Annotated in this window: 10 protein-coding genes and 4 pseudogenes; 6 read left to right on the forward strand and 8 right to left on the reverse strand. The window is 70.2% G+C overall.

Features of this window, described 5'->3' with window-relative positions:
• Positions 1-54 precede the first annotated feature (54 nt).
• The 3 genes and pseudogenes from ACLHRZ_RS04155 to ACLHRZ_RS04165 form a co-directional block, all read right to left on the reverse strand.
• Positions 55-2,310 (reverse strand): recombinase family protein, encoded by a 2,256-nt coding sequence (locus ACLHRZ_RS04155; RefSeq protein WP_490416854.1) that lies wholly within the window; start codon positions 2,308-2,310, stop codon positions 55-57.
• Positions 2,303-2,467, reverse strand: a complete 165-nt coding sequence (locus ACLHRZ_RS04160; RefSeq protein ID WP_490417226.1) for a hypothetical protein — start codon at positions 2,465-2,467, stop codon at positions 2,303-2,305. Before ACLHRZ_RS04160 ends, ACLHRZ_RS04155 begins: the two co-directional genes overlap by 8 nt.
• 124 nt (positions 2,468-2,591) lie before the next feature.
• Positions 2,592-2,789 (reverse strand): annotated as a pseudogene (locus ACLHRZ_RS04165) (DUF5372 family protein); the annotation flags it as partial.
• An 85-nt stretch (positions 2,790-2,874) separates the two neighbouring features.
• Between ACLHRZ_RS04165 and ACLHRZ_RS04170 the strand changes: the two are divergent.
• Both ACLHRZ_RS04170 and ACLHRZ_RS04175 read left to right on the forward strand, forming a co-directional pair.
• Positions 2,875-4,173: pseudogene (locus ACLHRZ_RS04170) on the forward strand (group II intron reverse transcriptase/maturase); the annotation flags it as partial.
• Between the two features lie 107 nt (positions 4,174-4,280).
• Positions 4,281-4,403 (forward strand): annotated as a pseudogene (locus ACLHRZ_RS04175) (IS5/IS1182 family transposase); the annotation flags it as partial.
• Between the two features lie 587 nt (positions 4,404-4,990).
• Here ACLHRZ_RS04175 and ACLHRZ_RS04180 read toward each other — a convergent pair.
• Together ACLHRZ_RS04180 and ACLHRZ_RS04185 are read right to left on the reverse strand one after the other, a co-directional pair.
• Positions 4,991-5,608: a flavin reductase family protein gene (locus tag ACLHRZ_RS04180; protein WP_490416855.1), complete on the reverse strand. Its 618-nt coding sequence runs from the start codon at positions 5,606-5,608 to the stop codon at positions 4,991-4,993.
• Positions 5,598-7,907, reverse strand: coding sequence for an AfsR/SARP family transcriptional regulator (locus ACLHRZ_RS04185; RefSeq protein WP_490416856.1), 2,310 nt, complete (start codon positions 7,905-7,907; stop codon positions 5,598-5,600). Before ACLHRZ_RS04185 ends, ACLHRZ_RS04180 begins: the two co-directional genes overlap by 11 nt.
• Before the next feature lie 146 nt (positions 7,908-8,053).
• Here ACLHRZ_RS04185 and ACLHRZ_RS04190 point away from each other — a divergent pair, with 146 nt between their 5' ends.
• The 4 genes and pseudogenes from ACLHRZ_RS04190 to ACLHRZ_RS04205 form a co-directional block, all read left to right on the forward strand.
• Complete coding sequence (locus tag ACLHRZ_RS04190) at positions 8,054-9,577, forward strand: FAD-dependent monooxygenase (protein ID WP_490416857.1); 1,524 nt, start codon at positions 8,054-8,056, stop codon at positions 9,575-9,577.
• Positions 9,578-9,638: 61 nt separating this feature from the next.
• Positions 9,639-10,307, forward strand: coding sequence for an SGNH/GDSL hydrolase family protein (locus tag ACLHRZ_RS04195; RefSeq protein WP_490416858.1), 669 nt, complete (start codon positions 9,639-9,641; stop codon positions 10,305-10,307).
• Positions 10,308-10,528: 221 nt separating this feature from the next.
• Positions 10,529-12,076 carry an FMN-binding glutamate synthase family protein gene (locus tag ACLHRZ_RS04200; RefSeq protein WP_490416859.1) on the forward strand — a complete coding sequence of 516 codons (1,548 nt, stop codon included), beginning with the start codon at positions 10,529-10,531 and terminating at the stop codon, positions 12,074-12,076.
• Between the two features lie 1,104 nt (positions 12,077-13,180).
• A pseudogene (locus tag ACLHRZ_RS04205) lies at positions 13,181-13,468 on the forward strand (M60 family metallopeptidase); the annotation flags it as partial.
• Between the two features lie 33 nt (positions 13,469-13,501).
• Here the strand turns inward: ACLHRZ_RS04205 and ACLHRZ_RS04210 are convergent.
• Genes ACLHRZ_RS04210 through ACLHRZ_RS04220 form a run of 3 tightly spaced genes read right to left on the reverse strand, consistent with a single transcriptional unit; the run spans position 13,502 to position 15,912 of the window.
• Positions 13,502-14,434, reverse strand: a complete 933-nt coding sequence (locus ACLHRZ_RS04210; protein ID WP_490416860.1) for an alpha/beta fold hydrolase — start codon at positions 14,432-14,434, stop codon at positions 13,502-13,504.
• Positions 14,435-14,437: 3 nt separating this feature from the next.
• Positions 14,438-15,679 carry a beta-ketoacyl-[acyl-carrier-protein] synthase family protein gene (locus ACLHRZ_RS04215; RefSeq protein ID WP_490417208.1) on the reverse strand — a complete coding sequence of 414 codons (1,242 nt, stop codon included), beginning with the start codon at positions 15,677-15,679 and terminating at the stop codon, positions 14,438-14,440.
• Complete coding sequence (locus ACLHRZ_RS04220) at positions 15,679-15,912, reverse strand: acyl carrier protein (RefSeq protein WP_490416861.1); 234 nt, start codon at positions 15,910-15,912, stop codon at positions 15,679-15,681. Before ACLHRZ_RS04220 ends, ACLHRZ_RS04215 begins: the two co-directional genes overlap by 1 nt.
• Positions 15,913-16,117 lie beyond the last annotated feature (205 nt).

Below are 16,117 nucleotides of genomic sequence, written 5' to 3' on the forward strand. Positions count from 1 at the left end.
CGAACACCTCGTCGGCGGCCTACCTTACACATCGCCGACTGTTTTGATGCATCGTCACACTGCTCCTCGTGCTGATTGTGCGGGTTCGGACATGCTGCGTCGAGGGGTTGGGGGTTCGATACGCAGGCCCTTCCTGCGTCCGGTGCGAAGGTGTACGGCCTTGAGGTCGCCGCGCTTGACACGTTGCAACAGGGTCTGGCGGGAGGCGCCGTAGGCGAGGGTGGCCTCCAGCATCGCGAGCCAGCCGTCGGGGGCGGTATCGACGAACAGGCCGCGCAGGTCGTTGGTCAGGCGGATGCGCCAGGGGGCGCCGGGGGTGTCCTGCTCGCCGGCGATGAAGCCGTCGTTGAGCCAGCGGTGCAGGGTGGAAGGGGCGAGGCCGAGTGCGGCGGAGGCCTGGACGATGGTGACCAACTCGCCCTGCAGTTCTTTGGGATGGGTGTTTTTCCGGTGGCAGGGGATGTGCCAGTGGAATCGGGTGCATTGGACTCGGGTGGCGGTGAAGGGCAGTCCCCGGGCGGTGCGGCGTCCTTGGCGGTTGAGGATTCCGGCGATCTGGGCGTCGGGGTAGTGCACGGCCAGGCGGCGGATGAGGCCGACGGTGTCCTCGTCGGTGCGGATCTTCGGCTGTGGCCGGCGGATCGGGACGGCCAGCTCGGTGGTGGCGCCGCCTTTCCAGCGCATCAGCACGGTGGCGTGCGGGTCGGGGGTGTCGCGGTGGACGGTGAGGGTGACGTCTTCGATCAGGGTCCGCAGCAGCTGCTTGCGGTCCTTGTCGGTGGTGGTCTCGGCTTGCCAGACGGTGTGGAGGTCATCGGCGAGGGCCAGGACGGCGGTGCGTTCGGCTTCGGTGAGGGGGACGGGGCGGCGGCGTTCGCGGCGGGCGAGGTCGTTCTCGGCAGCGGCGAGTGCGGTGAGGGTCTTTTCCCAGTCGGCTTCCAGGCTGCGGGCGACCAGGCGGTTGTCCGGGTCGACAGCCCGGTAGCGGCGCTCGGCGCGTGAGGCGTCGTAGCGGGCGCGTTCGACTTCGCGCCGGTGCTGGGCCAGTGCCGCGTCGTGGCCGGCCTCCAGGACGTCGGCGGCCTGGAGGCAGGCCTGCAGGGCTGTGGGGGTGAGGGCGACCAGGAATGCGTCGGCCACCGCGGCGTCGATGGCCTGCCCGCCGACCTGCAGATGTCGCGTGCCTCGGCCGTCGACCAGCTGGCCGGTGCCGGTGCAGTAGTAGCCGGGGACCGCCTTGGTGGGGCCTTTGTAGAAGACGGCGAGTTTGCGTGCGCAGATCCCGCAGACGGCCAGGGTCTGCAGCAGCGCGCACCCTTCACGGACGGCGCCGGTGCCGGGCTCGTGCCGCCGCGGCCGGGTGTTGGAGGCGATCTTGTCCTGGTTGGTCAGGTAGGTGTCCCAGGTGATGAAGCCCGGGTGGTGGTCCACGATCAGGACCTGCCACTGGTCGCGGGGCAGGACCCGCCGGTGGCTGCGGACCTGTCCGTGCTCGTCGAGCCGGCGCTCGAAGCGGGTGCGGCCGTAGACGTAGGCGCCCGCGTAGGCGGGGTGGGTGAGTGTGGTGTGCACTGCGTGGTAGGTCGGCTCGACCCACACGATCTCGGTGCCGTTGACGTATCCGGTCGGCTGCAGTGGCCACTTCAGGCCCTGCCCGCGCAGCCACAGCCACACCGCGCGCGCCGAGCCGTACTCGGCGAAACGGTCGAAGACGAGGGTAATCGCGCCGGTGACGGCCTCGTCGGGGTGGAAGAGGATCTCGCCCTCGGTCTCGCCCCAGATCAGGCCCACGGGCAGGCCGCGACGGAGTTCGCCGCGGGCGGCCTTGTTGCGGACTCCGCCGTCCAGACGGGCCCGCAGAATGTGCAGTTCCGCTTCGGCCATGGTCCCCTTCATGCCCAGCACCAGGCGGTCGTCGAACCGGCCCGGATGGTAGACGCCGTCGGTGTCCGCGACCAGCGTGTCGGTCATGCCGGCGAGGTCGAGCAGGCGGTACCAGTCCGCGTTGTTGCGGGCGAGGCGGCTCACTTCGAGGGCGAGGACGATGCCGACGTGGCCCAGGCCGACCTGGGAGACCAGCTCTGCGAAGCCGGAGCGTCCGGCCGCACTCGAGCCGGAGTGCCCCTGGTCCTCGTCGACGATGCCGACGGCCGCCCGGGGCCACCCCAGCGCCACCGCTCGTTCGACGAAGTCGTACTGCCGGGCCGTGGACTCCTTGTTGCGCTCCAGTTGAAGGAGTGTGGACTGGCGGACGTACACGATCGCCGCCCGCTGCCGGTGGGACGTGGTCACCTTGCTGTTCTCACTCATCGTCGGCCTCCGTCCGGCGTGCGGCGGCCATCTTGGCGATGAGACGGGCCAGTTGCGTGATGGCTTCCTGCAGGTGTGCGGCCGGAATCCGGTCGATCAGCTGGTTCGGCTGCGGGGGTAGTTGCTTGGCGGGAAGGTCGAGCCGGGTGGGCTGCACGGTCGTCCTCCTCGGGCAGGAGAGCCTGTGCAACCTGCTCTTTCCCGGCAGCAGTCCGCTGCAAAAGCGCGGAGACCATCACGGACGCCTCCAGTAGTGCCCCAGGCGGGGCCAGCACCTCGGCTGCCGTCGCAGCCGGCCGTGCGGCAAGGCCTGTCTCCGCGGCTGCGTAGTCGGTCCAGCCTGCCGGGATGAGCGACTTGCTTCCGTCCGGCAGCACCAGCAGCAACTCCAGCCGCCCACGACAGTGCATCTGACCGAGCACCCGCAGCCTCCGTCCCTGAAGAGGGTGCCGGACCCGCGTGACCTGGACCGATGTCATCGCCCCGCCACCTCCACACCGACCAGGAACACGGCAGCCAGAGCCCGGGCGAAGTCCTCGATGCGGGTAGTAAGTTCAGGCTTCGTTCGGCAGCCTGGACCACCAGGTGCTGCTGTCGATCCTCGGCGAGAAGGTCCATGACCAGCGGTTTCTCCGGCTGGTGCGCAACATGCTGATGGCCGGATACCTGGAGGACTGGAGGTGGGGAGCCACGCTCTCCGGCGCCCCGCAGGGCGGCGTGGCTTCCCCGGTCCTGTCCAACATCTACCTGCACAAGCTGGACGAGTTCGTCGAGACAGTTCTTATCCCGGAATACACCCGAGGAGGCCGCCGGGCCCGCAACCCCGCCTATCTGGAGTTGCAGAATCTCCTGGCGAAAGCCCGCCGGCGCGGCGACCGGGCCCAGGCCCGGATGCTGCGTCAGCAGATGACCAGCCTGCCGAGCTCGGATCCGAATGATCCGGGCTACCGGAGGATCCGGTACATCCGCTATGCGGACGACCACCTCCTCGGCTTCACCGGACCCAAGGCCGAGGCCGAACAGATCAAACGGCGCCTGGCAGAGTTCCTGCGTGACGAACTCAAGCTGGAACTTTCCCAGGACAAGACGCTGATCACGCACGCCCGCACCCGGGCCGCGAGGTTTCTCGGCTACGAGATCACTACCCAGCACAACGACACGAAGAAGACGGGCCGTTACCGTCGTGTCAACGGTCAGATCGCTCTCCGTGTCCCGCTGGACGTGATCAAGGCCAAGGCTGCCCCCTATCTCGCATGGGGAAAACCCGCGAGGAGAAATGCCCTGATCAGCAGCAGCGATCACGCGATCGTCGCGACATTCGGGGCCGTCTACCGGGGCATCGTCCAGTACTACCTGCTCGCCGGAGATGTCTTCCGGCTGCACCGGCTGCGATGGGTCATGGAGACCTCCATGCTCAAGACCCTCGCCGCCAAGCACCGTTCATCGGTGTCGAAGATGGCTGCCAAGCACAAGGCCAGAATCGACACACCCAACGGGATCCGAGTCTGCTTCGAAGCCCGCATCGAGCGGAAGAACAGGAAACCACTGGTGGCAACGTTCGGTGGAATCCCACTCCAACAGCAACGGTCGGCGAAAATCACCGACCGACGGCCTGTCTGGGTGGACTATCCCCACAAGGAGCTGATCACCCGGCTCCTTGCGGACACCTGCGAAATCTGCGGAAGCACCGGTGATGTCGAAGTGCATCACATCCGTGCTCTCGCCGATCTCGCGCATTCCGGGTGGCCGCCGTCCGACTGGGCGCGCGTCATGCTCGACCGGCGCCGCAAGACCGTTGTGGCCTGCGTCAGTTGCCACGACCGCATCCACGTCGCACGAACGGCTGAATCACTCACGCAGTAGTCACTGGAGAGCCGGATGACAGGGAAACCGTCACGTCCGGTTCGGCGGGAGGCCGCACGGAAAAGGACCTGCCACGGCAGGCACCTCGCCGCGCGGCCGACCCAACCGCCTGGCTCCACGGCTTCAAACGCCTCCGCATCCGCTGGGAGAGACGAGCCGACATCCACGAAGCCTTCCTCCGCCTGGCCTGCTGCCTCATCACCCTCAGACAGATCAACTCATTCTGTTAGGCGTTGTTACAGAGCCTTCGGTGATGCTGTCCTGCGAGACGCTGAGTCAAGTTGGCGGGATGTGTCGAACTCGGCGGGTTCTGGGACCAGTTTGGGACCACACGACACGCGCGCCACCGAACGCCGTCCCTTATGCCCCACAATAAGAAGCCCCCTTTTGGGGGTTTCGTCCGTTTCTGATTGGTTGTCAACTAGACTGGGGGTCAAGGGGTCGTGGGTTCAAATCCCGCCGTCCCGACCAGCGTTTTCGCAGGTCGGAGGCCGTTCTCGCAGGATGCGAGGACGGCCTTTTCGATGTTGTGCCGGCTTGTGGTCGCAAGGTGGTCGCAGGTGCGGGGGATCTTCGGCGCTGGGATCGGCTGTGGGGGAGTGGGTGGCCGGTCTGCGCGGGTGAGGGGAGATCGACGGCGAACGTCCAGGTCCCGTGATCGGGATCGGTGAGGAGCCGTGGACAGCGTGATCCGAGCTGGTGGTGCAGGTGGTCCCGGCAGCCGCAGCGCCGGTAGACGCGCCCCCGAGTAGTGGCGGAGCGCATGGTGATCGCTTCCAAAGTAAACCCTCACTCGCTCGCCCGCGCTCAGCGTTGGCTAGCGGTCGGCCGCAGGTCCCCGCCAGTCCTCATGCCGAATGCGGGCGAGGTCGCGCACGCCGCTGACCGTCCCCCATTCGTTCTTGCCCAGTCGCGACAGCGGGCGCAGCCTGCTGATTTCCGGGTGTCCGTCGACCAGGACGTCGTCCGAGACGACGGCGTGCAGGACGCGCCCGAACACCACGGTTCCATCGCCGATCCGGAGAGTGCTGTGCAGTTCGCATTCCAGTGCCACCGGCGAGGCCGCGACCCGCGGCGGCTTCACCCGCAGGCTCGGCTCGGCATCGATCGTCGCCGCCTCGAACTCGCTCACGCCATGCGGGAAGTCGGTAGCCGTGTCATTGATCTGCGTGAACAGTTCCTCCGGCGTGAAGTTGACCACGAATTCGCCGGTGGCCTCGATGTTGCGCAGGGTGTCCTTGCGTCCGACGGAGCTGAACTGCACCACGGGCGGCGCCACGCTGGCGATGCTGAAGAAGGAGTGCGGTGCCAGATTGGCCGTCCCGTCATCGGAGACGGTGGACACCCAGGCGATCGGCCGCGGCACGACCGTGGCGGTCAGCAGCTTGTAGAAGTCGTTGCGGGGCATGTGTGCAGGATCGAAGTCAACGCGCATGGTGATGAGTATCCACCTGCGGAGCGGCCTCCTCCACGAAGGATCCGAGTACGTCAACCGCCTGACGATTCCGTAGGCATGGCCGTCGTAGTCGCGCCGGATCGGTCCGGGTCAGGGCCGCCGGCGGGTCCAGTTGCCAGCCGGTCTCGTATGCCTCGGTGAAGCGGGTGTCGCCGAGTGTGAGCCGGCTGCGGGCACTCAGCGTGCGGACCTGTGGGTCGGTGTGGTCATGGGAGCCCCGCAGACGGGCAGCCGCGCCGAGCAGGGCGGCAACGTCCCGGTACCGCCCGTAGAGCGCGGCGAGTTCGGCCACGGTGACCACCACGGTCGCGGCGAACGGCAGGTCCCCGCTGTCGACCGCCGCCGCGTACGCCCGGTCCAGCGCCTCCTCGGCGCCCGGCCTGTCGCCGAGTGCGAGACAGAGCGCACCGCGGGCCGTGGCGACCAGCGCCTGCCCGTGGGGGCGGACGGCCAGGAGTTGCTCGGAGAGCCCGGTTTCGGCGGATTCGACCAGCTCGCGTGCCCGGCCGAGGTCACCGATCCGCACCCGCAGACCGGCTTCCCGGGCGTCGAGCACGATCGCCAGCTCGGGTGACGCCGAGCACAGCACGCGTTCGCGGGCCGCGGCGAACATCGTGCTCGCCCGTGCGGTCTGGTCGAGCACCGCGATCCGCTCCGCGACCGTACGCGCGTCCGTGTCGAGCAGGTCCCAGCTCCACGCGATGACCGCGCGCAGGGTGCGGTGCCGTCGGACGGCGGTCCGGCTGCCGGTGGTCAGCAGGCGGAACCGGTCGGACAGTCCGGCGGCCAGGTCGGGCAGCGAGAGGGTGCGCAGGCGGGCCGCGGCCAACTCCAGGGCGAGCGGCAGGCCGTCGAGGCCCCGCACGATGCGCAGCACATCGCCGAGGTGGTGTTCGTCGACGTCGAACCCGGGCCGTACGGCCGCCGCCCGCTCGCGGAACAGCAGCACCGACGCCGTCCGGCGTGCCCTTTCGACGTCCGCGTGCGGTTCGGGCAGGGGCAGCGGGCCGAGCGGGACGAGTGCCTCGCCGTCGATCGCCAGTGGCTCCCGGCTGGTGGCCAGCACCCGCAGTCCGGCGCAGCGGGCCAGCAGTGCTGAGACCAGGCGCGCCACGGCGTCGATGAGGTGCTCGCAGTTGTCCACCAGGAGCAGGATCTCCCGGCCGCTCAACTGGTCGGACAGTACGTCCAGTTCACCGACCGGATCACCGTGCAGCTCGGCCGACACCTCGAACAGCGCCGAGCCGCGCAGTCCGATCGCGGCCAGCAGTGCCGTGCCGACCTTGGTGGGCTCGGTGACCGCGGCGAGGTCGATCATCCAGGCACCGTCGCGGTACTCCGGCCGGTGGCGGCGGGCAGCCTCGACGGCGAGCCGCGTCTTGCCGACGCCGCCGGGGCCGACCACGGTGACCAGGCGACCGGCCGTGAACAGCGCCTGGATCCGGGCGAGGTCGTCGCCGCGGCCGATGAAACGGGTCAGCGGCGCGGGCAGGTTGCTCCGTCCGGTCCGGGCGGCGTCGGCGGCGGGCGGGTCGGCGCGCAGCAGGCGCAGGTGGCGTGCGCGCAGGCCGGCACCCGGGTCGATCCCGAGGGCGTCGGCCAGGCTTGCGCGGACCTGCTCGTACCGGGCGAGGGCCTCGGCCTGGCGCCCCTGGGCGGCGAGCGCGTCCATGAGCAGCGCGGCGGCGCGTTCGTGGACGGGGTGGTCGGCGAGCAGGGCGGCCAGGCGGGTGGCGGCCACGTCGGCGTGGCCCAGGGAGAGTTCGGCGTCGGCGAGGTCGGCGACGGCCTCGACCGAGGCGTGGGCCAGCCGGGTCGCGACGGCGGGCGCCAACCCGGCGACGACCGCGGGCTCGGTGCCGGGGTGCTCGCCCCACAGCGCCACGGCCTCTCCGAGCAGGGCCGCCGCCTGTGGGTCGCCGGCACGCAGGCGGTGCCGGCCGTCGCGGGCGAGCCGCTCGAACCGCAGCGCGTCCACGTCGGCGGCGCGCACGGCCAGTTGGTAGCCGCCCGCGCGCTGCGCGACCTGGCCGGCGGAGCCGAGGGTTCGGCGCAGGCGTGAGACGAGGGCCTGGAGAGCGTGGGCGGGGTCGGTCGGCGGGGCCTCGGCCCAGATCGCGTCGACCAGGGCGTTCCGCTCGACCGGGCGTCCGCCGGCGAGCGCCAGCCGCCCGAGCAGGGCCTGCAGGCGGGCGCCCGGGACGGGCAGGACGGCGTCACCGCGAGACGCCTCGAAGGCACCGAGCAGCGTGATGCGAAGCCGCGCGCCCCCGTCCATTCCCCCATCTTCGCGCACGCGCAGTCGGGTCCTCACATCAGGGCGGCGCCGGTGCACGGTCGTGTCAGCGCCGTGTGAGCCCGCTGTGAGGGATCCCCAACAGCCTGGATGCGTCGCAGGTTTCCGTCTTCGGAAGGGGTTTTCTCATGTCTGACGTGGTGATCGTGGGCGCTGGCCCGGTCGGTCTCTTCCTCGCCTGCGAGCTGGGGCTCGCCGGCTGCTCCGTCGTGGTGCTGGAGCGGGATCCGGAGCCCAGGTCCCCGTGGCGGGCGGAACCGCTGGGAATGCGGGGGGTGTTCGCCACATCGCTTCAGGGGTTCCACCGCCGCGGAATGCTGGATCCGCTGGTGAAAGCCTCGGGTTCCCATGACGAACTCGCCGCGGATTTCGGTGCGGACGGGTCGTCCCCCATCCGCGGCGGAGTGGGGCATTTCGCCGGCATGGTGCTCGACCCGGCCGGGGTCGACCTCGCCGCGCTGCCGTTCCGACTGCCCAGCCCGGCCCCGGACGTCGCGTTGACCAGCCTCGATGCGGTCGAAGCCGTACTGTCCGAGCGGGCGGCCGAGCTCGGCGTGGAGATCAGGCGTGGCGTCACCGTCTCCGGCGTCGCGCAGGACGACGAGGGCGTGGTCGTGCGGGCCGGCGAGCGCGAGTACCCGGCGCGCTGGGTCATCGGCTGCGACGGTGGGCGCAGCGTGGTGCGTCGGCTCGCCGGCTTCGAATTCGTCGGCACCGAGCCGAGGTTCACCGGCTACACCATGGTCGCCGCCCTCGCCGATCCCGAGAAGCTCCGCCCGGGGATCAACCCGACACCGACCGGCATGTACCTCCGGATGGACACGGCGGGGCACGTCGGCATGGTGGACTTCGACGGCGGCGCGTTCGACCGTACGCACCAGCCGTCCCGCGACCACCTCCAGACGGTGCTGCGCCGGGTGTCCGGAACCGACGTGACGCTGAACGAGGTGCACCTCGCGTCGAGCTTCACCGATCGGGCGATGCAGGCGACGAGCTACCGGCGGGGACGCGTCCTGCTGGCGGGCGACGCCGCGCACACCCACTCCCCCCTGGGCGGCCAGGGACTCAACACCGGGCTCGGCGACGCCGTGAACCTGGGGTGGAAGCTGGCGGCGACCGTGCGCGGGCACGCGCCGGACGGCCTTCTCGACACCTACACCCGCGAACGCCACCCGGTCGGCGCGCGAGTGCTCGACTGGTCCCGCGCCCAGGTGTCCGCCATGGCGCCGGGCCCGCACGGTCGAGCCCTCCAGGGGGTGATCCGCGACCTGCTCGGGACCCGGGACGGGACGACCTATGCGTACGGGAGGCTCTCGGGCTGGGCGATCCGCCACGACCTCGGCAGCGACCGCCCGCTGGTCGGTCGCAACACCCCGGACTTCCGTCTTGCGGACGGCACTTGTCTCGCCGGCCTGATGCACGACGGACGGGGCGTCGTGCTCGACTTCAGCGCGGAACTCCGCCTGCGGGATGCTGCGACGGGCTGGCAGCGTCGGTTGCGTTACGTGGCCGGGGCGGCCGAGGACAACCTGGGGCTGGGCGCCGTGCTGGTCCGGCCGGACGGCATCGTGGCCTGGGCGGACGGTCGCGACATCGACCGGCAGGCGTTCGAGCGGGCCGCCGGCGAGTGGTTCGGCCCTGCGGAATCCTGATGCGCCGCCCCGTTCCCGGCAAGCCTCCCCTCTCCCCCAACCCCCATGCCAAGGAGCACAGATGACGATCACCCTGCGTCCGGGAGCCACCGTGATGTTCACCGGGGATTCGATCACCGACAGCCGGCGGCTGGAGAGCGAGGACGGCCTCGGGTTCGGCTACCCGCTGCGCGTCGCGGGCGAGTTCGGACTCCGGCACCCGGACCGGCCCGTGACCTGGCTCAACACCGGGATCGGGGGCCACAAGGTGAGCGATCTGGAAGCCCGGTGGCAGGCGGACGTGCTCGACGCGGGCCCGGACGTGGTGTCGATCCTCGTCGGCGTCAACGACATGGGCTGGCACACGATCGACCCGGACGGCCGGGTGATTCCCCCGGAGGACTTCGCAGCGGGTTACGAACGTCTGCTCGCGCCGCTGGCCGAGGCGGGCACGGAGCTGGTTCTCATCGAGCCGTTCCTGCTGCCGATCAGTGGCACCGTCGTGGCCGGTGCCGGTCACGCGCGTATCGACGCGGCGGTCCGGAAGGAGTGGCGGGCCGATCTGGACCCGAAGATCCAGGTCGTGCGCGAGCTCGCCCGCGCATACGGCGCGCAGCTGCTCGCCGCGGACAGCTTGTTCGTCCGACTCGCCGCGGCGAGCGGACCGGAGAACTGGGCCGCGGACGGCGTGCATCCGACGCCGGCTGGCCACGCCGCACTCGCGGATGCCTGGCTACGCCTGGTCACGTGACGGTGCCTGGCGGTCGCCCACCCCCTCGGTGAGCCGGGGCGACCGCCTCACCGACGACCCTGCCCCCACTCCTGTCCCGACGAGCCCCTAATATCATTTCGCGTTCTCCGACGGACGCTGACGCCCGTTTGGGTCGTGCCCGCCGCCCAACGCCCGATACGGCACGACACGACGGCTCCACCGCACGGCGAGGGGGTCGAGCATCGAGGAGAGGAACGTTCATGCGCGCCCGGAGCATCGCCACGGCCACCGCAACCGCACTGGCACTCGTGGCCGCTCGTGACCTTGTGCAGAAGAAGCACGCCCTGCTCCGGAACTTCCCGGTGATCGGTCACGCCCGGTACCTGTTGGAGACGATCGGCCCGGAGCTGCGGCAGTACATCGTCACCTCCAACGACGAGGAGCGCCCGTTCAGTCGGGACCAGCGCACCTGGATCTATGCGTCGGCGAAGGGCGAGAACAACTACTTCGGGTTCGGCACCGACAACGACATCGAGCACATGCAGGGGCACGCGTACCTGAAGCAGCGTACGTTCGCCCACGCTCCGCTGCCCGACGCGCACGACCCGCAGGCCCCGCTGCCGTCGGCCAAGGTGCTGGGTGGGCCGCGCGGGCGCGCCAAGGCGTTCCGACCGGCGAGCGTGGTGAACATCTCGGCGATGAGCTTCGGATCGCTCTCCGGCGCGGCGATCACCGCGCTCAACAAGGGGGCGGCGCTGGCGGGCACGATGCAGAACACGGGCGAGGGCGGCCTCTCGCCGTACCACCGCAACGGCGGCGACCTCATCCTCCAGATAGGTACGGCCTACTTCGGCTGCCGCAACGAGGACGGCAGCTTCAACATCGACAAGCTCAAGGACGTGATCGCCGGCGCCCCGGTCAAGGCGATCGAGATCAAGCTCTCCCAGGGCGCCAAGCCGGGGTTGGGCGGGATGCTGCCGGGGGCGAAGGTGACCCCGGAGATCGCCGAGATCCGCGGCATCCCGCTCGGCAAGGACTGCGCCTCCCCGTCGCGGCACACTGCGTTCAGCGACGTCGACTCGATGCTCGACTTCGTCGAACTGCTCGCCACCGAGACCGGTCTGCCGGTCGGGATCAAGAGCGCGGTGGGCGAGATGGAGTTCTGGCAGGAGCTGGCCACGCTGATGGCGCGTGGTGATCGTGGTGTCGACTTCGTGACCATCGACGGCGGCGAAGGTGGTACCGGGGCGGCACCGCTGATCTTCTCCGACTCGGTGTCGCTGCCCTTCCGGATGGGCTTCTCCCGGGTCTACGGCACCTTCGCCGAGCTGGGGCTGACCGACGACCTCACCTTCATCGCCTCCGGCAAGCTCGGCCTGCCCGAGAACGCCGCGGTCGCCTTCGCGCTGGGTGCCGACATGATCAACGTGGCGCGTGAGGCGATGCTGTCGATCGGCTGCATCCAGTCGCAGAAGTGCCACACCGACAAGTGCCCCACCGGCGTCGCGACCCAGAACCCGCGGCTGGCCCGCGGTCTCGACCCGACCTCCAAGGCCACCCGGGCCGCCGTCTACCTGCGCACCCTCCGCAAAGAACTCCTGAAGGTCTCGGCGGCCGTCGGCGTTCCCCACCCGGCGCTCATCACCGCCGCCGACATCGAGATCATGAACGGCGACTACGAGGCCCGCACCCTGGCCGGCGTCTACGGCTACAAGGACGGTTGGGGCGAGCTCGGCCCGCAGCTCGCCGAGGAGATCACCACACTGCTCGCCACCCAGCCGACCTCCGAGGAGCGACCGACCGGCTGACGCGCCACCACCGCGCCAAGCGCCGCGCCCGCTACGAGGCGGCCCCGCCCCAGGGGCTGGGGGCGGGGGCGGTCCGACGATCCAGTGCACCGTCACGGGCCTGGCCGGGCACCGCCTCCTGTTGGAGGTCGCGACCGGCGGTTCGGGCGGCCGACGGCCTGACGGCGGCAAAGGCGGCACCGCGGGCAGTCATGCGGGCGGTGCCGGCGCCAGGGCCCGCGGGCCTGGGGGAGACTCGCACCGCAGCCCCGGGGGAGGCGGCGGTGGCGGTGCCAGTGCCATCGAAGTCAGTTCCCTGCTGTATATCGCTGCTGGTGGCGGAGGAACCGGTCGTGGTGGCCAGGGAAAGCCGAAGGAGCAACCGCGGTACGGGCATCCGACTCCCACGGCGGCAACGGCGGCAACGGGGGATCAACCGTCGACCCTCGCGGCTCCACAGGCGGTGGAGGCGGAGCCCCCACCGGTACCTGCAAGAGACTTCCTGGGGGGCACCGTCAACTCCGTTACCGCCGGCACTGATAGTGCCGACCTCCCATGGATATCGGACACCGTCAACGGCGGTGCAGGCGGCGCGGGGGCCGGAAGCGGCGGCACCGGCGCCCAGGCCCAAAGCACCCAGGCGGGAGGCAGGGCGGCAACGGCAGCATCGCCATCACCATGAGCTGACCCGCCCCGCATCAAGAAGCCCCTTTTCGGGGTTTTGTCTATTTCTGGTGGGTCGTCAACTAGGCTGGGGGTCAAGGGGTCGTAGGTTCCAATCCCGCCGTCCCGACCAGCGATTTTCGCAGGTCGGAGGCCGTTCTCGCAGAGATGCGAGGGCGGCCTTTCCGGTGTTGTGCCGTTTTGTGGCCGAGAGGTGGCCGCAGGGCGGCCGCGGTGCCGGGACGGACCGTGGGGGAGCGGGTGGCCGACAGGTATGGACATACTCGGGTGCGGTGGAGCGGAATCGGCCCCCGGCAGCACAGTCGCCGCCTCACCGTCCATGTCTGCGCCGCCCAGGGAAGCCCCCGGCGCGGCCACGGAGCAAGCGCCCGCCGCGTTCTACGACAAGCGGGGCACCACGATCGAGGTCTCGCCGGCCTAGCCAAGCTCAACGCGGGATCCGTCAGTGCCATGGACGTCTGGGACAAGCTCTGCGCCCTCGAACAGCTGCGCCTGAAATTCGGGGCCGACTTCTGGGCGAAGGTGTCCCAGCAGATCCGGCGGGACCGGAACACCTCTCGCGGCACGGCAACGCACCTGCCCGTCTACACCAGCCGGCAGTCCGGGCGCGATCTGCGTGAGTTCTGCCGCAGTTGGGGCATCGCCGTGTCCGCGACGGCGGATAGGACGATCACGGAGGCCGGGCTGCCCGACTTCGAGCGCTCCGAATGCGCGCACCTCCACGAGTGATCCTGAACGGCGGGTGTCCACAACACCGTTGAATTAGCGGCGTGGGCGGGGAAGCGTTCCGGCACAGCCCGGCAGGGGATGCTCGGTCAGGTACTCCGAGGGTGTCAGGGGGCGGTCGGTGAAGAAGCGCAGCGCCAGGTCGGCCACTTCCGCGGTGCGCTCCAGCACCACCCAGTGATCGGACTCCGCAATGGAGACGAAGCGGCTGCCGTCGATGCCGGACGCGAACTCGCGCTGGGCCTCGGGAGAGTTGACGGTGTCGTGCTCGCCGGCGAACACCAGCGTCGGCACTCCCGACAGGCCCCCTGCGGGAAACAGTTCGGTGTCCAGTGCGTGGAGGAGCATGTTCACGGCGTGGGGCGAGCGCAGGGCGGCGTGCAGGAGCGAGCGGCGCACGTAGCGGTACGCCAGGTGGCGGTGACGGACCACCCGGCGCTCGTCGAGGCAGAACATGCTGTCGGCGGCCCGGGTCGCGAACTCCGGTGCGTTCCCCGCGGCGAGTAGCTCGACGGCCCGCCGCAGGGCGGCGCGCGTCTCCTCCGTCTGCAGCGCGGGAGGCACTCCTCCGATCAGCAGCCGGGCGATGCGATGGGGGTTGCACTGAGCTTGGCAGTAGGCGAGAACAGCGCCGTAGGAGTAGCCGAACAGGTTGACCCGCGGGGCACCGAGGTCGTCGATGATCCGGGAAACCGCGGTGTGCAGGCTCTCGACGCTGCGCCCCGGGGGGAACGGGGAGGCCTCGCCCATGCCGGGCAGGTCCGCGGTGACCAGACTCGCCACCGGGACCAGCCGGTCCTCCATCTGCGGCCAGCCGAACATGCCTTGCAGGGCGCCGCCGAAGACGACGACCGGTTCGGTGACGGCCCGGGGCTGCGGCAGGACGCGGTAGGCGTACCGCAGTCCGTCCACCGTCAGCGGCCGGATGATCTCGTCGACTTCGTGGATCCCGGGGATCTCGTCGGTCATGCATCACTCCCGCACCAGGACAAGGGCGGCGTTGTGCCCGCCGACCCCGAGCGAGGTCTTCACCGCGCAGCCGAACCCGAGCTTGCGCGGGCCGTCGCGCACCACCTGGGCAGGGATGGCCGGGTCCGGCGTCGTCAGGTTCACGGTGGGCGGTACGAGCTGGGTCTCCAGGGCGCGTACGGTCAGGACGGTCTCGATGCCTCCCGCTGCGCCCAGCGCGTGACCGGTCATCGCCTTGGTGGAGGTGACCAATGCGTCGTCGCCGAGCACCCGGTGGATCGCCGAGCCCTCGATCAGGTCGTTGAGCACGGTGGACGTGCCGTGCGCGTTGACGTGGCCGACGTCGCCGCCCCCGACACCCGCGTCCGTGAGCGCGGCCCGCATCGCCTGCTCGATACCGGCGCCGTCCGGGTGGGGTGCCACCAGGTTGTGGGCGTCGCTGGTCGACGCGTAACCGGCGACACCCGCCCGCACGCGTGCCCCGCGGGCACGGGCGTGCTCCGGGCGTTCCATGACCAGGAGCCCCGCCCCTTCGCCGATCACGAACCCGTCCCGGTCCACGTCGAAGGGACGGCACGCCGTGGCGGGGTCGTCGCGGCGGGTGGACAGCGCCCTCATCCGGCAGGTCCCGGCGAAGATCAGCCGCGAGCGCACCGATTCGGCACCACCGGCGACGGCGATGTCGCAGACTCCGGCGCGCAGCAGCTGGTGGGCGGTGCCGATGGCGATCGTGCCGGAACAGCAGGTCGCGCTCACCGCGAGGCTCGGCCCGCGGGCCCCGAGATCCATGCAGACGCTGCTGGCGGCGTTGTTGGGCGCGCTGAGAGGGGCGACCATCGGGGAGACGCGCCGGGGCCCCTTCCTGGAGAGGGCGTCCTGCTGCGCGTCGTAGACCACGAGCCCGCCGTGCGCGGACCCGATGACCACGGCGACGCGCCCGCTGTCCCACACCGAGGCGCCCAGCCCCGCGTCCGCCACGGCTTCTCTGGCGGCGATCACCGCGAGTTGCGCGAAGCGGTCCATCAGCCGGGTGCCGGCCGCCCCCAGGACCCGGTCGGGATCCAGGCCGGGGACGGTGTACATGAAGTCGCAGGGCAGGCCGTGCAGTTCCGCGAGCGGCCCCACGGAGACGGGGGCGCTGCCGTGGGCGACGTTGTGCCAGGCCTCTTCGACCCCGACACCGGCGGCGCAGACGACGCCGAGACCGGTCACGGCCGCGACGAAGGGTTTCCGGTGCGAAGCCATCACGCGGTGAGCTTGCCGTGGACGGCCGTCATGAGCTCGCCCACGGTACTGCGCGAGCTCAAGTCGACGTCCTCCAGGTCGATGTCGAGCCGGTCCTCGATGATCAGCCGCAACTCCTCCAGGGCCAGGGAGTCCAGGCGGAGGCGGCGCAGCGGGACTTCCGGGGCGATCGCGCCCGGGTCCACCCCGAATCGCCGTGACAGCACGATACGGATCCGTTCGTCGATGCCCACTCGGCGCTCCCTCGCCGCCGGAGGTGGCAGCTCACGTCATGCGTTGTTCGGAAAATGCGGAAATTGCGAAAATGCAGAACAAAGTCGCGGTTTTCCAGCCTCTCATTTCCTGACTGTGGAGGGAATCGCCCGCAGGAATGAGGCGGGTGATGCCGTGGTTGATTCCGGTCGGCTTGTGTGTTTGAAAGGGTGTGTTGAAAGAACC

This window comes from Streptomyces sp. AM25 (genome assembly GCF_058146165.1).